Origin of the sequence: Streptomyces sp. NPDC056128 (assembly GCF_042263835.1) — a bacterium.
Classification (GTDB): Bacteria; Actinomycetota; Actinomycetes; order Streptomycetales; family Streptomycetaceae; genus Streptomyces.
Genome location: NZ_JBHJVQ010000007.1, coordinates 264597 through 281858, shown reverse-complemented (window position 1 = coordinate 281858; position 17262 = coordinate 264597). Strand labels below are relative to the sequence as shown.

The following is a 17262-nucleotide window of genomic DNA, read 5'->3' as shown; positions in this document are numbered from 1 at the left end:
GGGGTCAGGCGGTCACGGCACGGATCGAGCGGCCCGCCCAGGACGGCGCCGGTTCGGTCAGCTCCGAGAAGCGGTGCCGGACCGCGTCCGGGAACTCGGCGGCCCGCCCCGCCCGCTGGTCGACGTGGACCGCGAGCAGCTCGGTCGTCGCCACCGGGGCCGCGTCCGGCGTCGGCTCCGACCCCGGTTCGGAGACCACGTACATCTCGTGCACGAAGCGCGCCTTGCGTGCCGCCGCTCCCAGCACGCGGGTGCGGATGACCAGGTGGGTGGCCTCGGGCACCTCCTGCAGATAGCGGACGTGGGACTCCACCGTGTAGAGGGAACAGCCCGTGGACTCGCGGTAGCCGGAGTCCAGGCCCGTCTCGATCATCAGCGCGTCCGTGGCGTGACCGAAGACGAGGACGTAGAACGCCTCGCTCATGTGGCCGTTGTAGTCGACCCACTCCGGGCGGACCGTGCTGTGGAACAGCGGGAGCTTCGTCATCGGGGGTTCTCCTCGCGGTCCAGGCGGCCGGTGGCGCGCAGCACGTCGACGACACCCCGGTCGCGTTCGGCCACCAGGTCCGCGATGGAGCGGCCGTCCGCCGCCTCGTCGCAGCCCGCCACCACGGCGTCGTACAACTCCTTGTCCAGCTCCGGCGCTTCGAGGCGCGTCCACGGCGACTTCAGGGACGGGCCGAAATGGTCCAGCATGTGCGCCATGCCGCCCTCGCCGCCCGCGAGCGCGAACGTCAGCATCGGTCCCATCACCGCCCAGCGCAGCCCGGGGCCCTCGGTGATCGACAGGTCGATGTCCCGGACCGTCGCCTCGCCGCTCGCGACCATGTGCAGCGCCTCGCGCCACAGGGCCTCCTGGAGGCGGTTCGCGATGAAGCCCGGTATCTCGTTGTCCATCGTGATGACGGACTTCCCCGCGACCTCGTAGAAGCGGGAGGCCCAGGCGACCGCCGTCGCGTCGGTGTGCTCGCCGCCGACGACCTCGACCAGCGGGATGAGGTACGGCGGGTTGAAGGGGTGCCCGACGACCAGGCGCGACGGGTCCGCGGCCGTCGTCTGCATGTCGGTCATCGGATAGCCGGAGGTGGAGGAGGCGATGACGACGCCGGGCGGTGTCGCCGCGTCCAGGCGGGCCAGCAGATCGCGCTTGAGGTCGAGCTTCTCGGGCGCGCTCTCCTGAACGAACTCCGCTTCGGCCACGGCCTGTTCCAGAGTGTCGGTCACCGTGAGCCGGTCCGTCGACGCGCCCTCGGCGAGGCCGAGCGAGGTGAGCGTCGGCCACGCCGCGTCGACCAGGCGGCGCAGCCTCTGCCCGGCGTCGGGCGCCGGGTCCCAGGCGGTCACGTCGTAGCCGCGGGCCAGGAAGTGGGCGACCCAGCCGCCGCCGATGACTCCGGCGCCGACGCAGGCGACTCGGCGGACGTTCTCCGGCGAGGTGAACTCCGGTGATGAGGTCATGAGAGGGATCCTTCGTCGTGGCGGCGGACTACTTGCGCGGCTTGAGACCGAGAGTGGCGCGGGCCTCGTCCGGTGTCGCGACGCGTGCGCCGATCGACTCGGTGATGGTCACGGCACGCTCGACGAGCTGGGCGTTGGTCGCCTTGTTGCCCTTGCCGAGGTACAGGTTGTCCTCCAGGCCGACGCGGACGTGGCCGCCGAGCAGGATCGACTGCGCGACCCACGGCATCTGCATCCGGCCGAGCGCGAAACTCGCCCATCGCGCGCCGTCCGGCAGCATGTTGACCATCGACTGGAGCACCCCGGGATCCGCGGGCGCGCCCCACGGGATGCCCATGCACAGCTGGAACACGGTCGGGTCGTCGAGCAGCCCCTCCGCGAGCAACTGCTTGGCGAACCAGAGCTGACCCGTGTCGAAGATCTCCAGTTCGGGCCGCACGCCCAGCTCCTGGATGCGTCGCGCGCCCGCACGCAGCATGTCGGGCGTCGAGACGTAGAGGTTCGAGCCATCGCCGAAGTTGAGCGACCCGCAGTCCAGCGTGCAGATGTCGGGCAGCAGGTCCTCGACGTGCGGGAGGCGCTCCAGACCGCCGACGAGGTCGGTGCCGGGGAGGTGGGTGAGCGGGTCGTCCGGGTCGATGACCAGGTCGCCGCCCATGCCGGCGGTGAGGTTGATGACGACGTCGGTGCCGGTCTCCTTGACGCGCTCGACGACCTCCCGGTACAGCTTCGGGTCGCGGGACGGATCGCCGGTCTCCGGATCGCGTACGTGGATGTGGACGACGGCCGCTCCGGCGGCGGCCGCCTCCACGGCGTTCCTGGCTATCTGCTCCGGGGTGACGGGGACGTGGGGGCTCTTGCGAACGGTGTCGCCGGCGCCGGTGAGCGCGCAGGTGATGATGACGTTCTCGGTCATGGGCATGCGGGGGCCTCCCGAAATCTGGCTTCCGTGGCCGCTGGAGCTAGTCGGCCAGGATCGTGTGCGTGACGTGTGTGGTCAGTGCCGCGTGCATCGCGTCCGCGGCGCTGTCGGACGCCGGTCCGCTCACCGAGAGGACGTGCGTCGCCAGGCCGTCGATCAGCGCGGTCAGCGTCAGTGCCGCGGCGGGTGGATCGACGTCGGCACGGAACACGCCCTGTCCGACACCTCGGCGTACGACGTCGGCGACGGTCTCCCGCCACTGCCGGTAGTACTCGGAGTGCAGTCGGCCCACTCCCGTGGAGCGCGCGGCCTCGGCCCACAGGTCGAGCCACACCGCCCACTGGCGGCGCTGCTGCGCGGTGCGCGGCGTCTGCAGCGCGATGAGCTGGCGCAGCTCCGCCGCCGCGTCGTCCGCCTCGGCGAGCCGGGCGGCACGGCGCGCGGTGTCCTCGTCCATGCACCAGCGCACGGCCGCTTCCAGGAGTTCGGCGCGGCCCGGGAAGTGGTAGTGGATCGCGGCGCTGCTGGTGGCGCAGGCACGGGCGATGTCCGCGACCCGCACCGCGTGGAATCCGTGCTCGGCGATCAGCCGGACCGTCTCGCGGACGATCTGCAGCGGCCGCCCGCCCTCGACGTCGGCGACCGGCGCCGTGGCCTTCTCGAGGGGCCGGGTGCCGAGCAGCCAGCCCGCGTCGACCCGGCCCTCGTCGGCGATCCGTGCCAGCTCCGCGGCCGTGAAGCGGCGGGTGCCGCTCAGCGAGCGCGAGAGCTTGGACGGATCCATGACGACACGGCGCGCGAACTCGCGCTGGCTGACGCCCGCGTCCGCGATGACCTCACGGACGCGGGCGGCGGTGTCGGCGGCAGGCGCGCCTTCGATGACGTCGTCGGTTTCCACGGGCCACGACCTTAGAGGCGTGTTGCGGAAAACTCAACAGCGCACGAACTGGAAGCCCTGTTGGAAGGGTGTATTGAGATCCTGACTGGCACGCAAGTCAGGAGATCTCCCGTTCAGTGGAAGGTGACGGTGAGTTTCGCCGCGGCACCGGGCGCGACAAAGACATACGCCGTGGCGCCGGGGGCCTGGAGGAAGCGGAGCCTCAGCTGGGTGGTGCCGGTCGGGTCGAGGGCCCGCAGACCGGGGCCGGAGAACTCGGTGGAGGGCGCGGCGCCCGAGGTGAACCGGGGGACGGTGGCGATCCCGGTCGCGGTCGGGGACGCGGACCAGTCCGAGGGTTCGATCGTGCACGCGCCGAGGCAGCCGGTGTGCGCGTCCACCGTCAGGGAGTTGGCGGCCGGGTCTCCCCACGGATCGCCGCTGCCGCCCGCGTACGTGACGGACAGCCTGGCACTGTCGACGACCGCGTCGTCGGGGAGCGAGGAGGTGTCGAAGGAGAGCACCGCCCGGTTGTCCTTGCCGTCCGCGCCCCGGCCCACGCCCAGCCCGTAGAGGGATTCCAGCGTGCCGACCGCCGGACCGGCGCCGTCGGCGCCCGCCTTGACGTAACCGTCGCGGCTGTCGTCGTTCGCCAGGGTCACCGTCCGCGTACCGGGGTCCGGGTCGGGATCGGTTCCCGCGTCGAGACCCCAGAACCGCGCGATGTGGTGCGCGGCGCAGATGTTCACGTCGAGGATGTAGGCGGCCACCCGTCCGCACTGGCCGCTTCCGCTGCCCGGGTCGACGGGCTGGCCGTGGCCCATGCCGGTGATCTCGAACGACTCGACGACCGGGCGGCCCGTGGCGTCCTCGTAGACCAGGTGCGGATAGCCGCCGACGGTGTCCGAGGTCTCCGGGGTGGTGTCGGTGCCGTGCACGTCGGTCCACTGCTCGACGAGTTCGCGCCGGTTCATGGGCGCCACCGTGGTGTCGGTGGTGCCGTGCCAGACGGACAGGGTCGGCCACGGGCCGCCGTGGGACGAGGCGCCGCGCACCAGATCGCCCCACTGCGCGGGCGTCCGGTCCGAGCCGGGGCTCATGCAGCCGAAGGCCTGGGCCAGGCTCGTGGCGCACCGCGACGGGATCCCGGCGACGACCGCGCCGCCGTCGAACCGGTCGGGATACGCCGCCATCATCGCGGACGCCATGGCCCCGCCGGCCGACAGCCCGGTGACGAACGAACGGTCCGCCGCCACGCCGTTGTCGGCGCGCATCCGGTCCATCATCTGGACGATGGAGAGAGCCTCTCCGGAGCCGCGCGACGTGTCGCCGTTCTCGAACCAGTTGAAGCACGAGTTGGCGTTGTTCGAGCTGCGCTGCTGGGGGAGCAGCAGCGCGAACCGCAGCCGGTCGGCCATCTCCGTCCAGCCCGTCTCGTCGTCGTAGGCGGCCGCGTTCTGCGTACATCCGTGCATCGCGACGACGAGCGGACGGCCTGCCGGGAGGCCGTCCGGGACGTACCGGAACATCTGCAGGTTGCCGGGGTTGGAACCGAACCCGGTCACCTCCTGGAGGGCGGCCGCGCGGGCGGTTCCCGACGGTACGGACAGGAACGCCGCCGCGGCGATCAGCACGGTCAGCAGAGCCGCCCAGGCACGGACGCCGCCGCGCGCCGTCGGCATGGCTGAGGGATGGGTGTGGGGCATCGCAACACTCCTACGGCACGTGGGGGTTTGTGACGTGGGTCTCAACTGCTGGCTGGACAGTAGGACCGGGCTCCCGCCACGACGACCGGTGCGGACCACATACGGCGTGCTCGCTCCCTGTGCCAAGTGCACATGCCGTGCCGGACCGCGCCGTGCTCCGTCAGCTCCCGGCCATCGGTACGGGCTTCGAAACTGTCGGAAGCGATCGATAACGAATTGAGTCCGCGTCCGCACGGCCATTGACCAAGATTCCCGTCTGACTTTACTGTCCGACACCATGAGCTTTCGGTGACGGCACCGAAACTTTCGAAAGGCAGACGATGAAGAAACGTGCGCGCTTGCCCGGACTCGTCGCCACCGCCGCGACGCTCGCCCTGGCGCTGAGCCTGTCGGCCTGCGGCGACGGGAACGGCGGGGCGTCGTCCGACGACGGCAAGATCCATGTTCTGGTCTACGGGGACGCGAGCAACAAGGTCGAACAGCGGATCGTCGACACCTTCAACAAGACCTCCGACGTCAAGGCCGTCCTCGACACCATCCCCGGTGCCGACTACCAGAAGAAGCTCCAGACGATCATCAGCACGCCGCAGGCCCCGGACGTGTTCTTCAACTGGGGCGGCGGCAGCATCAAGCCGTTCGTCGAGGCCGGCCTGCTGCTGCCGCTCGACGGCTTCATCGAGAAGGACCCGGACCTCAGGAAGAAGTTCCTGCCGTCCGTCTTCGACAGCGCCGTCGTCGACGGCAAGCCGTACGGCATCCCGATGCGCGGCACCCAGCCGGTCCTGCTCTTCCACAACAAGAAGGTCCTCGACGACGCGGGCGTCGAGCCGCCCAAGACCTGGGACGAGCTGCTCGACGCGGTGGAGAAGCTCAAGGACAAGGGGGTCACGCCGATCGCGCTCGGCGGCGGCGACGTCTGGCCGACCCAGATGTGGTTCCAGTACCTCTACGACCGCACAGCCGGACCGGAGTTGTTCGCGAAGGCCGTCGGGGGCGACAAGAGCGCCTGGGAGAGCGCGGACAGCAGGAAGGCCCTGGGCATGATCAAGGAGCTGGTCGACACCGGCGCCTTCGGCAAGAACTACGACTCGGTCAAGTACACCAACGGCGGCTCGGTCCAGCTGATGGCCTCGGGCAAGGCCGGCTTCGAGCTGATGGGTTCCTGGTACTACTCCCAGCAGCTCACGGACCACGAGGAGTTCGCCCGGAAGGACCTCGGATACAGCGCCTTCCCGACCGTCGAGGGCGGCAAGGGCGACCCGGCCGCCGTCGCGGGCAACACCAACAACTACTACTCGGTGATGAAGAAGACCAAGCACCCCGAGGCCGTCGCCGAGTTCCTGAAGCTCATGTACTCCGACGAGTTCGTGAAGGCGCAACTGGACGTCGGCAACCTGCCGACCACGACCAACACCGACAAGTTCATCGACGGCTCGGGCACCCCCGAGTACTCGCGCTTCCAGTACGACCTCGTCGCCGACGCCCCGTCGTTCCAGCTGTCCTGGGACCAGGCGTACCCGCAGAAGGCGAGCTCCGACATGCACAAGGCCATCCAGCAGTTCTTCAACGGACAGCTCGACACGGACGGCTTCATCAAGGCCATGCAGGCCCTCCCGACCGACTGACGAACGGCCCATGACCACACAGACCACGAGCGCCCGGCCCGGCTTCGTCTGGGCGCTGCCCGCCGCAGTGTTCTTCGCCCTCTTCGCGATCGTGCCGCTCATCATGGTGGCGGTGCTGTCCTTCATGAGCTGGGACGGCATCAGCCCGCCCGAGTTCGTCGGCACCGACAACTGGTCGCGCCTCGCCGACGACCCGGTCATGCTCAACAGCGTCTGGCTGACCCTGCTGCTGACCGTGCTCGGCGTGGCCCTCCAGACCCCGCTGAGCATCCTGCTCGGCGTCTGGGCCGCCGGGCACCAGCGCAACCGCGCCGTCCTGTCGGTCATCTACTTCATCCCGCTGCTGCTGTCCGCCACGGCCGTGTCCGTGCTGTGGCGGGCGCTGCTCGACCCGAACTTCGGCATCCCCGCCGGCGCCACCTGGCTGTTCGGCGACGGCAACCTGTTCGGTGAACAGGCCACCGCCATCGGGGTCCTCGCGTTCGTCAGCACATGGCAGTTCACCCCGTTCCACACGCTGATCTACCAGGGCGCCGCCCGGGCCGTCCCGCAGGTGCTGTACCAGGCGGCGGAGATCGACGGGGCGGGCCGCTACCGGCAGTTCTTCCACATCACCCTGCCGCAGCTGCGCACCGCCATGATCACCTCGATGATCCTGATGATCGTCGGCGGCCTGACCACGTTCGAGACGGTCCTCATCCTGACCCAGGGCGGCCCCGGCACCGACACCACCATCAGCGCCTACTACATGTACGACAAGGCGTTCAAGAGCTTCGACTACGGCACCGGCTCCGCGATCGCCCTGGCCCTGGTCGTCGCGGCCACGGTCATCTCGCTGATCGTCGTCCGGGTCTCCGGCTACGACAAGATGCGCAGTTCCACGGAGGGTGTGTCATGAGGCGCCGACCCAACTACCTGGCCGGCGCCGGCTCGTTCGGCTGGCTTCTCCTGGTCGGCCTGCCGCTGTACGTGCTGCTCGCCGCGACCCTGCGCACCCGGCAGGACTACGCCGAGAACGGCCCGGTCTCGATGCCGGACAGCTTCACCCTGGACAACTACACCGGCGCCTTCGACTCCGGCTTCGGCCGGTACTTCCTCAACACCCTCGTCGTCACGGCCTGCGTGGTCGGCCTCGTCCTGCTGCTGGTCCCGCCCCTCGCCTACGCCATCGTGCGCAGCCGGGGCCGCGCCACCTCGGCGGTCTTCCGGCTCTTCCTGCTCGGCCTCGCCATCCCCGCCCAGGCCGTGATCGTGCCGATGTTCTACCTGATCAGCGAGGCCGGGCTCTACGACAACCTGCTCGGCGTCATCCTGCCCACGACCGCGTTCTGCCTCCCGATGTCGGCGCTGATCCTCAGCGGCGCCATGCGGGACATCTCCCCGGAGCTGTTCGAGGCCATGACCATGGACGGCGCCACCCCGCGGCGCATGTTCTTCCAGCTCGTGGTGCCGCTGTCGCGCGGCGGACTGTCCACGATCGTCGTGTTCTCCGCCCTCCAGGCGTGGAACGGCTTCCTGTTCCCGCTCGTCCTGACCCAGTCCGACGCCACCAAGGTCGTCACCCTGGGCCTCTACAACTTCCAGACCGAACACGGCATCGACATCCCCGGCCTGCTGGGAGCCGTGGTGCTGTCCATGGTGCCCGTCCTGCTCGTCTACCTGTTCGCCCGTCGCGCCCTGGTCCAGGGCCTGATGGGCGTCGGAGGAAAGTGACCCACAACGTGGCGGTTGAGACCCACCCCGAAATCCCCCTCTGGAACGACCCCGACCTCTCCGTCACCACCAGGGTGTCCGCGCTCATCGAGGCGATGACCCCCGAGGAGAAGATCGCCCAGCTGTACGGCGTCTGGGTCGGCGCGTCCGACGAGGGCGGCGACGTAGCCCCGCACCAGCACGACATGGAGGAGGCGGTCGACCTCGACGCGCTCCTGCCCACCGGCCTGGGCCAGTTGACCCGGCCCTTCGGCACCGCCCCCGTCGACCCGGCGCTCGGCGCGCTCTCGCTGCTGCGCACCCAGGCCCGCATCGCCTCGGCGAACCGCTTCGGCATCCCCGCGGTCGCGCACGAGGAGTGCCTGGCGGGCTTCGCCGCCTGGGGCGCGACCGCCTACCCCGTCCCGCTGTCCTGGGGCGCCACCTTCGACCCGGACCTGGTGCACCGCATGGCGTCCGCCATCGGCCGCGACATGCGGTCCGTCGGCGTCCACCAGGGCCTCGCACCCGTCCTGGACGTGGTGCGCGACGCCCGCTGGGGCAGGGTCGAGGAGACCATCGGCGAGGACCCCTACCTCGTGGGCACCATCGGCTCCGCCTATGTGCGCGGCCTGGAGGACGCCGGTGTCGTCGCCACCCTCAAACACTTCGCCGGCTACTCGGCCTCCCGCGCCGGACGCAACCTCGCGCCCTCCCCGATGGGCCCGCGCGAGCGCGCCGACGTCCTGCTGCCGCCCTTCGAGATGGCGATCCGCGAGGGCGGCGCCCGGTCGGTGATGCACGCCTACACCGACACCGACGGCGTCCCCGCGGCCGCCGACGAGGACCTGCTCACCGGGCTGCTGCGCGACACCTGGGGCTTCGACGGCACCGTCGTCGCCGACTACTTCGGCATCGCCTTCCTCAAGACCCTGCACGGCATCGCCGCCGACTGGGCGGAGGCCGCAGGTGCCGCGCTGCGGGCGGGCGTCGACGTCGAGCTGCCCACCGTCAAGACGTTCGGCGCGCCCCTGGTGGAGGCGGTAGCCGCCGGCCGGGTCCCCGAGAAGGTGATCGACCGCGCCCTGCGCCGGGTGCTCACCCAGAAGGCGCTGCTCGGGCTCCTCGACCCGGACTGGAACCCGGTGCCCGCCGCACTGGACGGCGCCGACCTGGACGACCCGGAGGCCCTGCGCGGCCGGATCGACCTGGACGGGCCCCGCAACCGCGCACTGGCCCGCACGGTCGCCGAGGAAGCGGTCGTGCTGCTGAGCAACGACGGCACACTGCCGCTCGCCCGGCCGCGCCGCATCGCCCTGGTCGGACCCAACGCCGACGAGCCCACCGCCGTACTCGGCTGCTACTCCTTCCCCCAGCACATCGGCGTCCACCACCCCGCCACCCCGGTCGGCATCGACCTGCCCACCCTGCGCGCCACCCTGGCCGCGGAGTTCCCCGACACCGAGTTCACGCTCGCCCACGGCACGGGCATCGACGACGGAGACGTCTCCGGCCTCCCCGAGGCCGTCCGCGCGGCCGGGGAGGCGGACGTCGTCGTCGCCGTCCTGGGCGACCGCGCCGGACTCTTCGGACGCGGCACCAGCGGTGAGGGCTGCGACGTCGAGTCGCTCGCCCTGCCCGGCGCCCAGCAACCGCTCCTCGACGCGCTGCTGGACACCGGCAGGCCGGTCGTCACGGTGCTCCTCGCGGGCCGGCCCTACGCGCTGGGCCGGGCCGTGACGGAGGCCGCCGCGATCGTGCAGTCCTTCTTCCCCGGTGAGGAGGGGACCTCCGCTCTCGCGGGCGTGCTCAGCGGGCGTACCGGTCCCTCCGGGCGGCTGCCGGTCAGCGTGCCCCGCGGAGCCGGTGCCCAGCCGACCACCTACCTGGGGGCGCGGCTCGCCCACGCCAGCGAGGTGTCCAGCATCGACCCGACGCCCGCCTTCGGCTTCGGGCACGGCCTCACGTACACCACGTTCGCCTGGAGCGACCTCGCGGTGGACGTGGAACAGGCGCCCACCGACGGCGAGTTCTCCCTGGCTCTGACCGTCCGCAACACCGGCGCACGGCACGGCACCGAGGTCGTCCAGCTCTACCTGCACGACCCGGTGGCCTCCGTCGTCCAGCCGGTGCGGCGCCTCGTCGGCTACACCCGGGTGCCGCTGGCGCCCGGCGAGGCCCGCAGGGTGCGCGCCGTTGTCCCGGCCGACCTCGCCTCCTTCACGGGGCGCGACGGCCACCGCATCGTCGAACCCGGCGCGCTGGAGCTGCGGTTCGCCGCGTCCAGCACCGCGCCGCCCCTGACGGCGACGGTCACCCTCACCGGTCGGCAACGGCGGGTCGACCACACGCGGCGGCTGCACGCGGTCTTCGGGCAGGAACCGTCGGCGGGCGGCTGAGGCGCCCGGGTCAGTCGCCCCGCAGCACATCGAGCGCCTGGAGCGCGACATGGAGTTCGGTGCGCTGCTCGCCGGACTCCAGGTCGCGCCCGAGCAACCGCTCGATCGTCCGCAGCCGTTGGTAGACGGTCTCCCGGGACAGCCCGGCCGACCGGGCGGCGACGGTCTTGTTGCCCGCGGCGTCCAGATAGCCGCGCAGGGTCGTCACGAGGTCGGTGCCGTGCCGGGCGTCGTGGTCGAGCAGCCGGCCCAACTGCCGTTCCGCGTAGTCCTGGACGCGGGTGTCGTCGCGCAGTGCGAACAGCAGCCGGCCCAGGCCGATGTCCGCCCGTTCGTGGAAGGACCGGTCCGGCGGCGGGGGCCGGCCCGGCTCGGTGGCCTCGGCCACCCGGGCCGCCTCGCCGAAGGAACGCGCGACGCCGTCGAGATCCGGGGCGGGGGAGCCGACGCTCACGACCGCGTCCGGAGCGGCGCCCAGCACGCCCCGGCTCAGCCGCTCGACGGCCTCGCGCCAGGGCGGCGACGGGCGCAGCGCCAGCAGCACGCCCAGGCGGGTGGGGGAGAGCAGACCGACGAGCGCCCGCGCCCCCGACGTGCTCAGCTCCTCGGACAGCCGGGCCTCGGCCGTCGCTGCGTCGGCCTCTCCCGGGAGGTCCGCGAGTACGGCGACGAAGCGGGCGTCCGACGCGGGCAGCCCGAGGGCCGCGACCCGGGCGCGCGCGTCCGCGGGGGAGCGGTGGCGCCGCTCGGCCAGGTCCCGCAGGGCGGTGCGGTGGGCGGTGCGCTCCCAGGGCGTGGCGTGGGTGAGACGGGCGATGGTGAGGGCCATCGCGGTCCGCTCCAGCACGGTGACGTCCTCGGGGCCGAACGCCCGGTCCCCGCCCGGCAGCATGGCCACCCGCCCCCAGCCCTCGCCCTGGTACTCCACCGGGGCCACGAGCCAGCCCTCGGGACCGGCCAGGCCCGTGCGGTCGGTGGCCGGTGTGGTCCGCGAGCGCCGCTCCCAGCCGGTGAGCGCGGCCTGCGCCGTACTGCCCGAGGGCTCGCAGACCAGGGCCCGGTGCACCAGGTTCTCCAGCACGACCGTGCGTCCGCTCATCTCCGCCGCCGCGCGCACCACGTCCTCCGGACCGGCGCCGCGCAGGGTGAGCGCGGTGAACGCCTCGTGGACCCGCTGCGTCCTGCGCATCGCGTCCGCCTGGCTGCCGAGGATCAGCGCGTGGACGACCTGCGTGACCTCCAGGAAGTTGACGTCCCGGGCGAGCGTGACGAGGGGCAGCCCGCGCGCCCGGCAGGCCTGGACCAGGGCGTCGGGCGGCCGGTGGTAGCGGCGAACCAGCTCGATGACCAGGGCGGCGGCACCGACGTCGGCGAGTTCGTCGACGTAGCGGCGTACCCCCGCCGGGTCCTCGGGCAGGGGCATGCCCGTGGTGAGGACGAGCTCGCCGCCCTTGAGGAACGACGCCGGGTCCGTCAGCTCGGTGACGTGGACCCACCGGACCGGGCGGTCCACGCGGTCGGCGCCGGTGACCACCCGCGGCTCGCCCCCGGCCAGCACCGGCAGGGCCAGCACGTCGGCCACGGTGGGCGGACGGCCCTCCGGGCCCGGGTGCCGGTTCTCGCTCACGGTGCCTCCCTGTGCCCCTGGTCACTCTGACAAGCCTCCTTGACCTGCGCAAGAGCGCTCGGAGGGCGGCGCGGGCGCGGACCGGCGGCGCGCGCGGCGCCGGACGGTTGACACATCGTCCGGATACCGCGCCCGCGCCGGACAGATCACGCGTTGGCGGGCCCGCCCCGGCGGGAAGGCTCGGGGCACGCAGCAGACCGACGATCACGCCGGGAGACGAGCATGACCGCACTGTCGCCGCACCTTCGCCAGGCCACGCCCGTGGTGGCCGTCCGGGGCGAGGGCGTCCACATCCATGGCGAGGACGGCCGCCGCTATCTGGACTTCACCGCCGGCATCGGCGTCACCAGCACCGGCCACTGCCACCCCAGGGTGGTGGCCGCCGCCCAGGAGCAGGTGGGCACCCTGGTCCACGGCCAGTACACGACCGTCATGCACCAGCCGCTGCGGCGCCTCGTCGACAAGCTCGGCGAGGTCCTGCCGGCCGGTCTGGACAGCCTGTTCTTCACCAACTCCGGCAGCGAGGCGGTGGAGGCGGCGCTGCGCCTGGCCCGCCAGGCCACCGGCCGCCCCAACGTGCTGGTCTGCCACGGCGGTTTCCACGGACGCACCGTAGCCGCCGCGTCCATGACCACCTCGGGCACCCGCTTCCGGTCCGGCTTCTCGCCGCTGATGAGCGGCGTGGTCGTCACCCCCTTCCCGACCGCCTTCCGCTACGGCTGGGACGAGGAGACCGCCACCCGCTTCGCCCTCCAGGAGCTGGACTACACCCTCCAGACGATCACCTCGCCCGCCGACACCGCCGCCGTCATCGTCGAGCCGGTCCTGGGCGAGGGCGGCTACGTGCCCGCGACCCGCGCCTTCATGGAGGGCCTGCGCGAGCGCGCCGACCGCCACGGCTTCCTGCTGATCCTGGACGAGGTGCAGACCGGCGTGGGCCGCACCGGCCGGTTCTGGGGTCACGAGCACTTCGGCGTCACCCCCGACATCCTGATCACCGCCAAGGGCCTGGCCAGCGGCTTCCCCCTGTCCGCGATCGCGGCCTCCGAGGAACTGATGGGCAAGGCCTGGGCGGGCTCGCAGGGCGGCACGTACGGCGCCAACGCGGTGGCCTGCGCGGCGGCCTGCGCCACCCTCGACGTCGTACGCGACGAGAAGCTGGTGGAGAACACGGAGGCCATGGGCGCGCGCCTGCGCCGCGGACTGGAGGAGGTGGCGGCGCGGACGCCCGCCATCGGGGATGTCCGGGGCATGGGACTGATGCTGGCCAGCGAGTTCGTCACCGAGAACGGGGACCCGGACCCTGGGACCGCCGCCCGGGTCCAGCGGGCCGCGGTCGACGAGGGCCTGCTGTTGCTGCTCTGCGGAGCCTGGAACCAGGTGGTCCGGATGATCCCCGCGCTGGTGATCGACGAGACGGCCGTCGACGAGGGCCTGCGGGCCTGGGCCGCCGCCGTCGAGGCCGGGACGTCGGGGGCGGCGGACGGGTGATCCGACGGCCGCCGTCGCCGTGAGGCGGGCAGGCGGGCCGGTGCGCGCGGACCGTCGGGAGCGGGCGGACCGGCGCCCCGATGGCCGCCGCCCTCGTGAGGCGGACCCGGCGGACCGAGCACACGCAGACCGAGCCCGGCCTCCGGGCCGGGCGACCAGGAGGGACCCCATGACCGACACACCGACCCAGCTGTTCATCGGCGGCGCGTGGACGGACGCGGCGGACGGCGCCGTCCTGCCCGTGGACGACCCCGCGACCGGCGAGACCGTCCGCCACGTCGCCGACGCCGGACCCAAGGACGCCCGGCTCGCCGAGGACGCCGCCGTCCAGGCGCAGGAGGCGTGGGCCCGCACGGCGCCGCGGGCGCGCAGCGAGATCCTGCGCCGCGCCCACGAGATCGTCCTGGAGCGCACGGACGAACTCGCCCGCCTGATGACCTCCGAGATGGGCAAGCCGCTGGCCGAGGCCCGGGGCGAGGTCGCCTACGCCGCCGAGTTCTTCCGCTGGTTCTCCGAGGAGGCCGTCCGGATCGACGGCGGCCACGGCCTCCTCCCCGACGGACGCAACCGGATGCTGCTCTCCCGGCGCGCGGTCGGGCCCTGCCTGTTGATCACCCCGTGGAACTTCCCGCTCGCCATGGGCGCCCGCAAGATCGCCCCGGCGATCGCGGCCGGCTGCACGATGGTGCACAAGCCGGCTCCGCAGACCCCGCTCTCCAGCCTGGCCCTCGCCGCCGTCCTCAAGGAGGCCGGACTGCCGGACGGCGTGCTGAACGTCGTCCCCACCTCCAGGGCGGGAGAGGTGTGCGAACCGCTGCTGCGCGGCGGCCGGATCCGCAAGCTGTCCTTCACCGGCTCGACCGCCGTCGGACGGCTGCTCCTCGCGCAGTGCGCGGACACGGTCGTCAGGACCTCGATGGAGCTGGGCGGCAACGCGCCGTTCATCGTCTTCGACGACGCGGACCTGGACGCCGCCGTGGACGGCGCGATGATCGCCAAGATGCGCAACATGGGCGAGGCGTGCACCGCCGCGAACCGCTTCTTCGTGCACCGCCCGGTGGCCGAGGAGTTCTCGCGGCGGCTGGCCCGGCGGATGGAGGCGCTGGTCGTGGGCCCCGGCACCCGGGACGGCGTGGACGTCGGCCCCCTCATCGACGCCGCCGGACGCGCCAAGGTCGAGGAACTGGTCGCCGACGCGGTGCAGCGCGGCGCCCGGGTGCTGGTCGGCGGCCGGACACCCGAGGGCCCCGGCTGCTTCTACCCGCCCACGGTGCTCACCGACGTCTCCCCGGACAGCGCGCTCATGGACACGGAGATCTTCGGCCCCGTCGCGGCGATCCTCACCTTCGACGACGAGGACGAGGTGGTACGCCGCGCCAACGACACCCCCTGGGGCCTCGTCGGCTACCTCTACACCGAGGGCCTGGACCGCGGCCTGCGGGTCAGCGAACGCCTGGAGACCGGCATGGTCGGCCTCAACACCGGCCTGGTCTCCAACCCGGCCGCCCCCTTCGGCGGCGTCAAGCAGTCGGGCCTCGGCCGGGAGGGCGGCAGGGTCGGGATCGAGGAGTTCCTGGAGTACCAGTACGTGGCGCTGCCGACCCGGTGAGGAGGAGATTGAGCGACGGGCTTTGCATGGTCATGCGTCATCATGCATACTCTTCCTATGTCCAAGGTCCTCACCTCTCTTCCCGCCGGCGAGCGCGTCGGTATCGCCTTCTCGGGCGGCCTCGACACCTCGGTCGCGGTCGCGTGGATGCGTGACAAGGGCGCCGTGCCCTGCACGTACACCGCCGACATCGGCCAGTACGACGAGCCCGACATCGCCTCGGTGCCCGACCGTGCGAAGACCTACGGCGCCGAGATCGCGCGCCTGGTCGACTGCCGCGCGGCGCTGGTGGAGGAGGGCCTGGCCGCGCTCACCTGCGGGGCGTTCCACATCCGCTCCGGCGGGCGCGCCTACTTCAACACCACGCCGCTCGGCCGCGCCGTCACCGGCACGCTCCTGGTGCGGGCGATGCTCGAGGACGACGTCCAGATCTGGGGCGACGGCTCCACGTTCAAGGGCAACGACATCGAGCGGTTCTACCGGTACGGCCTGCTCGCCAACCCGCAGCTGCGGATCTACAAGCCGTGGCTGGACGCGGACTTCGTGACCGAGCTGGGCGGCCGCAAGGAGATGTCGGAGTGGCTCGTCGCCCACGACCTCCCCTACCGGGACTCCACCGAGAAGGCGTACTCCACCGACGCCAACATCTGGGGCGCCACCCACGAGGCCAAGACGCTGGAGCACCTCGACACCGGCGTGGAGACCGTGGAGCCCATCATGGGCGTCCGGTTCTGGGACCCGTCCGTCGAGATCGCCGCCGAGGACGTGACGATCGGCTTCGACCAGGGCCGCCCGGTCACGGTCAACGGCAAGGAGTTCGCCTCCCCGGTCGACCTGGTGATGGAGGCCAACGCCATCGGCGGCCGGCACGGCATGGGCATGTCCGACCAGATCGAGAACCGGATCATCGAGGCCAAGAGCCGGGGCATCTACGAGGCCCCCGGCATGGCCCTGCTGCACACCGCGTACGAGCGTCTGGTCAACGCCATCCACAACGAGGACACCCTCGCCCAGTACCACGCCGAGGGGCGGCGCCTGGGCCGGTTGATGTACGAGGGCCGCTGGCTCGACCCGCAGTCGCTGATGATCCGGGAGTCGCTGCAGCGCTGGGTCGGCTCGGCGGTCACCGGCGAGGTCACGCTGCGGCTGCGGCGGGGTGAGGACTACTCGCTCCTCGACACCACGGGCCCGGCGTTCAGCTACCACCCGGACAAGCTGTCGATGGAGCGCACCGAGGACTCCGCGTTCGGCCCGGTCGACCGGATCGGCCAGCTCACCATGCGCAACCTCGACATCGCCGACTCGCGCGCCAAGCTGGAGCAGTACGCCGGGCTCGGTCTGATCGGCACCGCCAACCCCGCCATCGGTGCCGCCCAGGCCGCCGCGACCGGGCTGATCGGCGCCATGCCGGAGGGCGGCGCCGAGGCCATCGCCTCGCGCGGCCAGGTCTCCGCCGAGGACGAGCTGCTCGACCGCGCCGCCATGGAGTCCGGCACCGACTGATCCGTCCCCTCCGGGGACCCCGCACCGGCAAGGGCCGGCTCGACGCCTCACGGCGTCGGGCCGGCCTTTCTGTTGCTCACCCTCGTGCATGACTTGCGTGACTTACGAGCTTGGAACGACGCTTCCGCGTCCGTCAGTTCGCCCCTGCGCAGTTCAAGCCCTACGTAAGAGGCCCGCAAGCGACGCAAGTCAATTACGTGCCAACTCCCGCCTCAACCAAGACCGTTGACAAACCGGTGACGCGCTAGAAACCTGATGACGCACTTTCCGCAAAGAATCGACTGTCCTGCTCAATTGGCGCGCAGAATCGGTGCTCTCCCTCCCAGTCGGACTGTGTCGCGCTCCCCGAAACC

Annotated in this window: 13 protein-coding genes; 7 read left to right on the top strand and 6 right to left on the bottom strand. The window is 71.9% G+C overall.

Annotated elements, in window-relative coordinates; all coding sequences use genetic code 11:
• Positions 1-4: 4 nt before the first annotated feature.
• The 5 genes from ACFC1X_RS17585 to ACFC1X_RS17565 form a co-directional block, all read right to left on the bottom strand.
• Positions 5-487 carry a thioesterase family protein gene (locus ACFC1X_RS17585; RefSeq protein WP_376354448.1) on the bottom strand — a complete coding sequence of 161 codons (483 nt, stop codon included), beginning with the start codon at positions 485-487 and terminating at the stop codon, positions 5-7.
• Positions 484-1458 (bottom strand): 3-hydroxyacyl-CoA dehydrogenase NAD-binding domain-containing protein, encoded by a 975-nt coding sequence (locus ACFC1X_RS17580; protein WP_376354445.1) that lies wholly within the window; start codon positions 1456-1458, stop codon positions 484-486. Before ACFC1X_RS17580 ends, ACFC1X_RS17585 begins: the two co-directional genes overlap by 4 nt.
• 28 nt (positions 1459-1486) lie before the next feature.
• Positions 1487-2380 (bottom strand): 3-keto-5-aminohexanoate cleavage protein, encoded by an 894-nt coding sequence (locus ACFC1X_RS17575; protein ID WP_376354442.1) that lies wholly within the window; start codon positions 2378-2380, stop codon positions 1487-1489.
• Positions 2381-2420: 40 nt separating this feature from the next.
• The gene (locus ACFC1X_RS17570) at positions 2421-3278 is read right to left on the bottom strand and encodes a TetR family transcriptional regulator C-terminal domain-containing protein (protein ID WP_376354439.1); all 858 of its coding nucleotides are present in this window, start codon (positions 3276-3278) and stop codon (positions 2421-2423) included.
• A gap of 113 nt (positions 3279-3391) precedes the next feature.
• Positions 3392-4963, bottom strand: a complete 1572-nt coding sequence (locus ACFC1X_RS17565; protein ID WP_376354436.1) for a PHB depolymerase family esterase — start codon at positions 4961-4963, stop codon at positions 3392-3394.
• 320 nt (positions 4964-5283) lie between these two features.
• Between ACFC1X_RS17565 and ACFC1X_RS17560 the strand changes: the two genes are divergently transcribed.
• From ACFC1X_RS17560 to ACFC1X_RS17545, 4 genes are read left to right on the top strand one after another with little or no spacing between them, the layout of a single operon-like run.
• The gene (locus tag ACFC1X_RS17560) at positions 5284-6588 is read left to right on the top strand and encodes an ABC transporter substrate-binding protein (RefSeq protein ID WP_376354433.1); all 1305 of its coding nucleotides are present in this window, start codon (positions 5284-5286) and stop codon (positions 6586-6588) included.
• Positions 6589-6598: 10 nt separating this feature from the next.
• Positions 6599-7486, top strand: coding sequence for a carbohydrate ABC transporter permease (locus ACFC1X_RS17555; RefSeq protein WP_376354430.1), 888 nt, complete (start codon positions 6599-6601; stop codon positions 7484-7486).
• Entirely contained in the window at positions 7483-8301 is an 819-nt protein-coding gene (locus ACFC1X_RS17550) for a carbohydrate ABC transporter permease (protein ID WP_376354427.1), read from the top strand. The genes ACFC1X_RS17555 and ACFC1X_RS17550 overlap by 4 nt, the downstream gene beginning before the upstream one ends.
• The gene (locus tag ACFC1X_RS17545; RefSeq protein WP_376354424.1) at positions 8298-10679 is read left to right on the top strand and encodes a beta-glucosidase; all 2382 of its coding nucleotides are present in this window, start codon (positions 8298-8300) and stop codon (positions 10677-10679) included. Before ACFC1X_RS17550 ends, ACFC1X_RS17545 begins: the two co-directional genes overlap by 4 nt.
• Positions 10680-10689: 10 nt before the next feature.
• On the opposite strand, the gene ACFC1X_RS17540 is transcribed toward ACFC1X_RS17545, so the two are convergent.
• Positions 10690-12306 carry a PucR family transcriptional regulator gene (locus ACFC1X_RS17540; protein ID WP_376354421.1) on the bottom strand — a complete coding sequence of 539 codons (1617 nt, stop codon included), beginning with the start codon at positions 12304-12306 and terminating at the stop codon, positions 10690-10692.
• A gap of 222 nt (positions 12307-12528) precedes the next feature.
• Here ACFC1X_RS17540 and ACFC1X_RS17535 point away from each other — a divergent pair, with 222 nt between their 5' ends.
• The 3 genes from ACFC1X_RS17535 (at position 12529) to argG (ending at position 16909) form a co-directional block, all read left to right on the top strand.
• Positions 12529-13797: an aspartate aminotransferase family protein gene (locus ACFC1X_RS17535; protein WP_376354418.1), complete on the top strand. Its 1269-nt coding sequence runs from the start codon at positions 12529-12531 to the stop codon at positions 13795-13797.
• Between the two features lie 169 nt (positions 13798-13966).
• The gene (locus ACFC1X_RS17530) at positions 13967-15406 is read left to right on the top strand and encodes an NAD-dependent succinate-semialdehyde dehydrogenase (RefSeq protein ID WP_376354415.1); all 1440 of its coding nucleotides are present in this window, start codon (positions 13967-13969) and stop codon (positions 15404-15406) included.
• Positions 15407-15463: 57 nt separating this feature from the next.
• Positions 15464-16909: an argininosuccinate synthase gene (gene argG, locus ACFC1X_RS17525; RefSeq protein ID WP_376354412.1), complete on the top strand. Its 1446-nt coding sequence runs from the start codon at positions 15464-15466 to the stop codon at positions 16907-16909.
• The last annotated feature ends 353 nt before the right edge of the window (positions 16910-17262 follow it).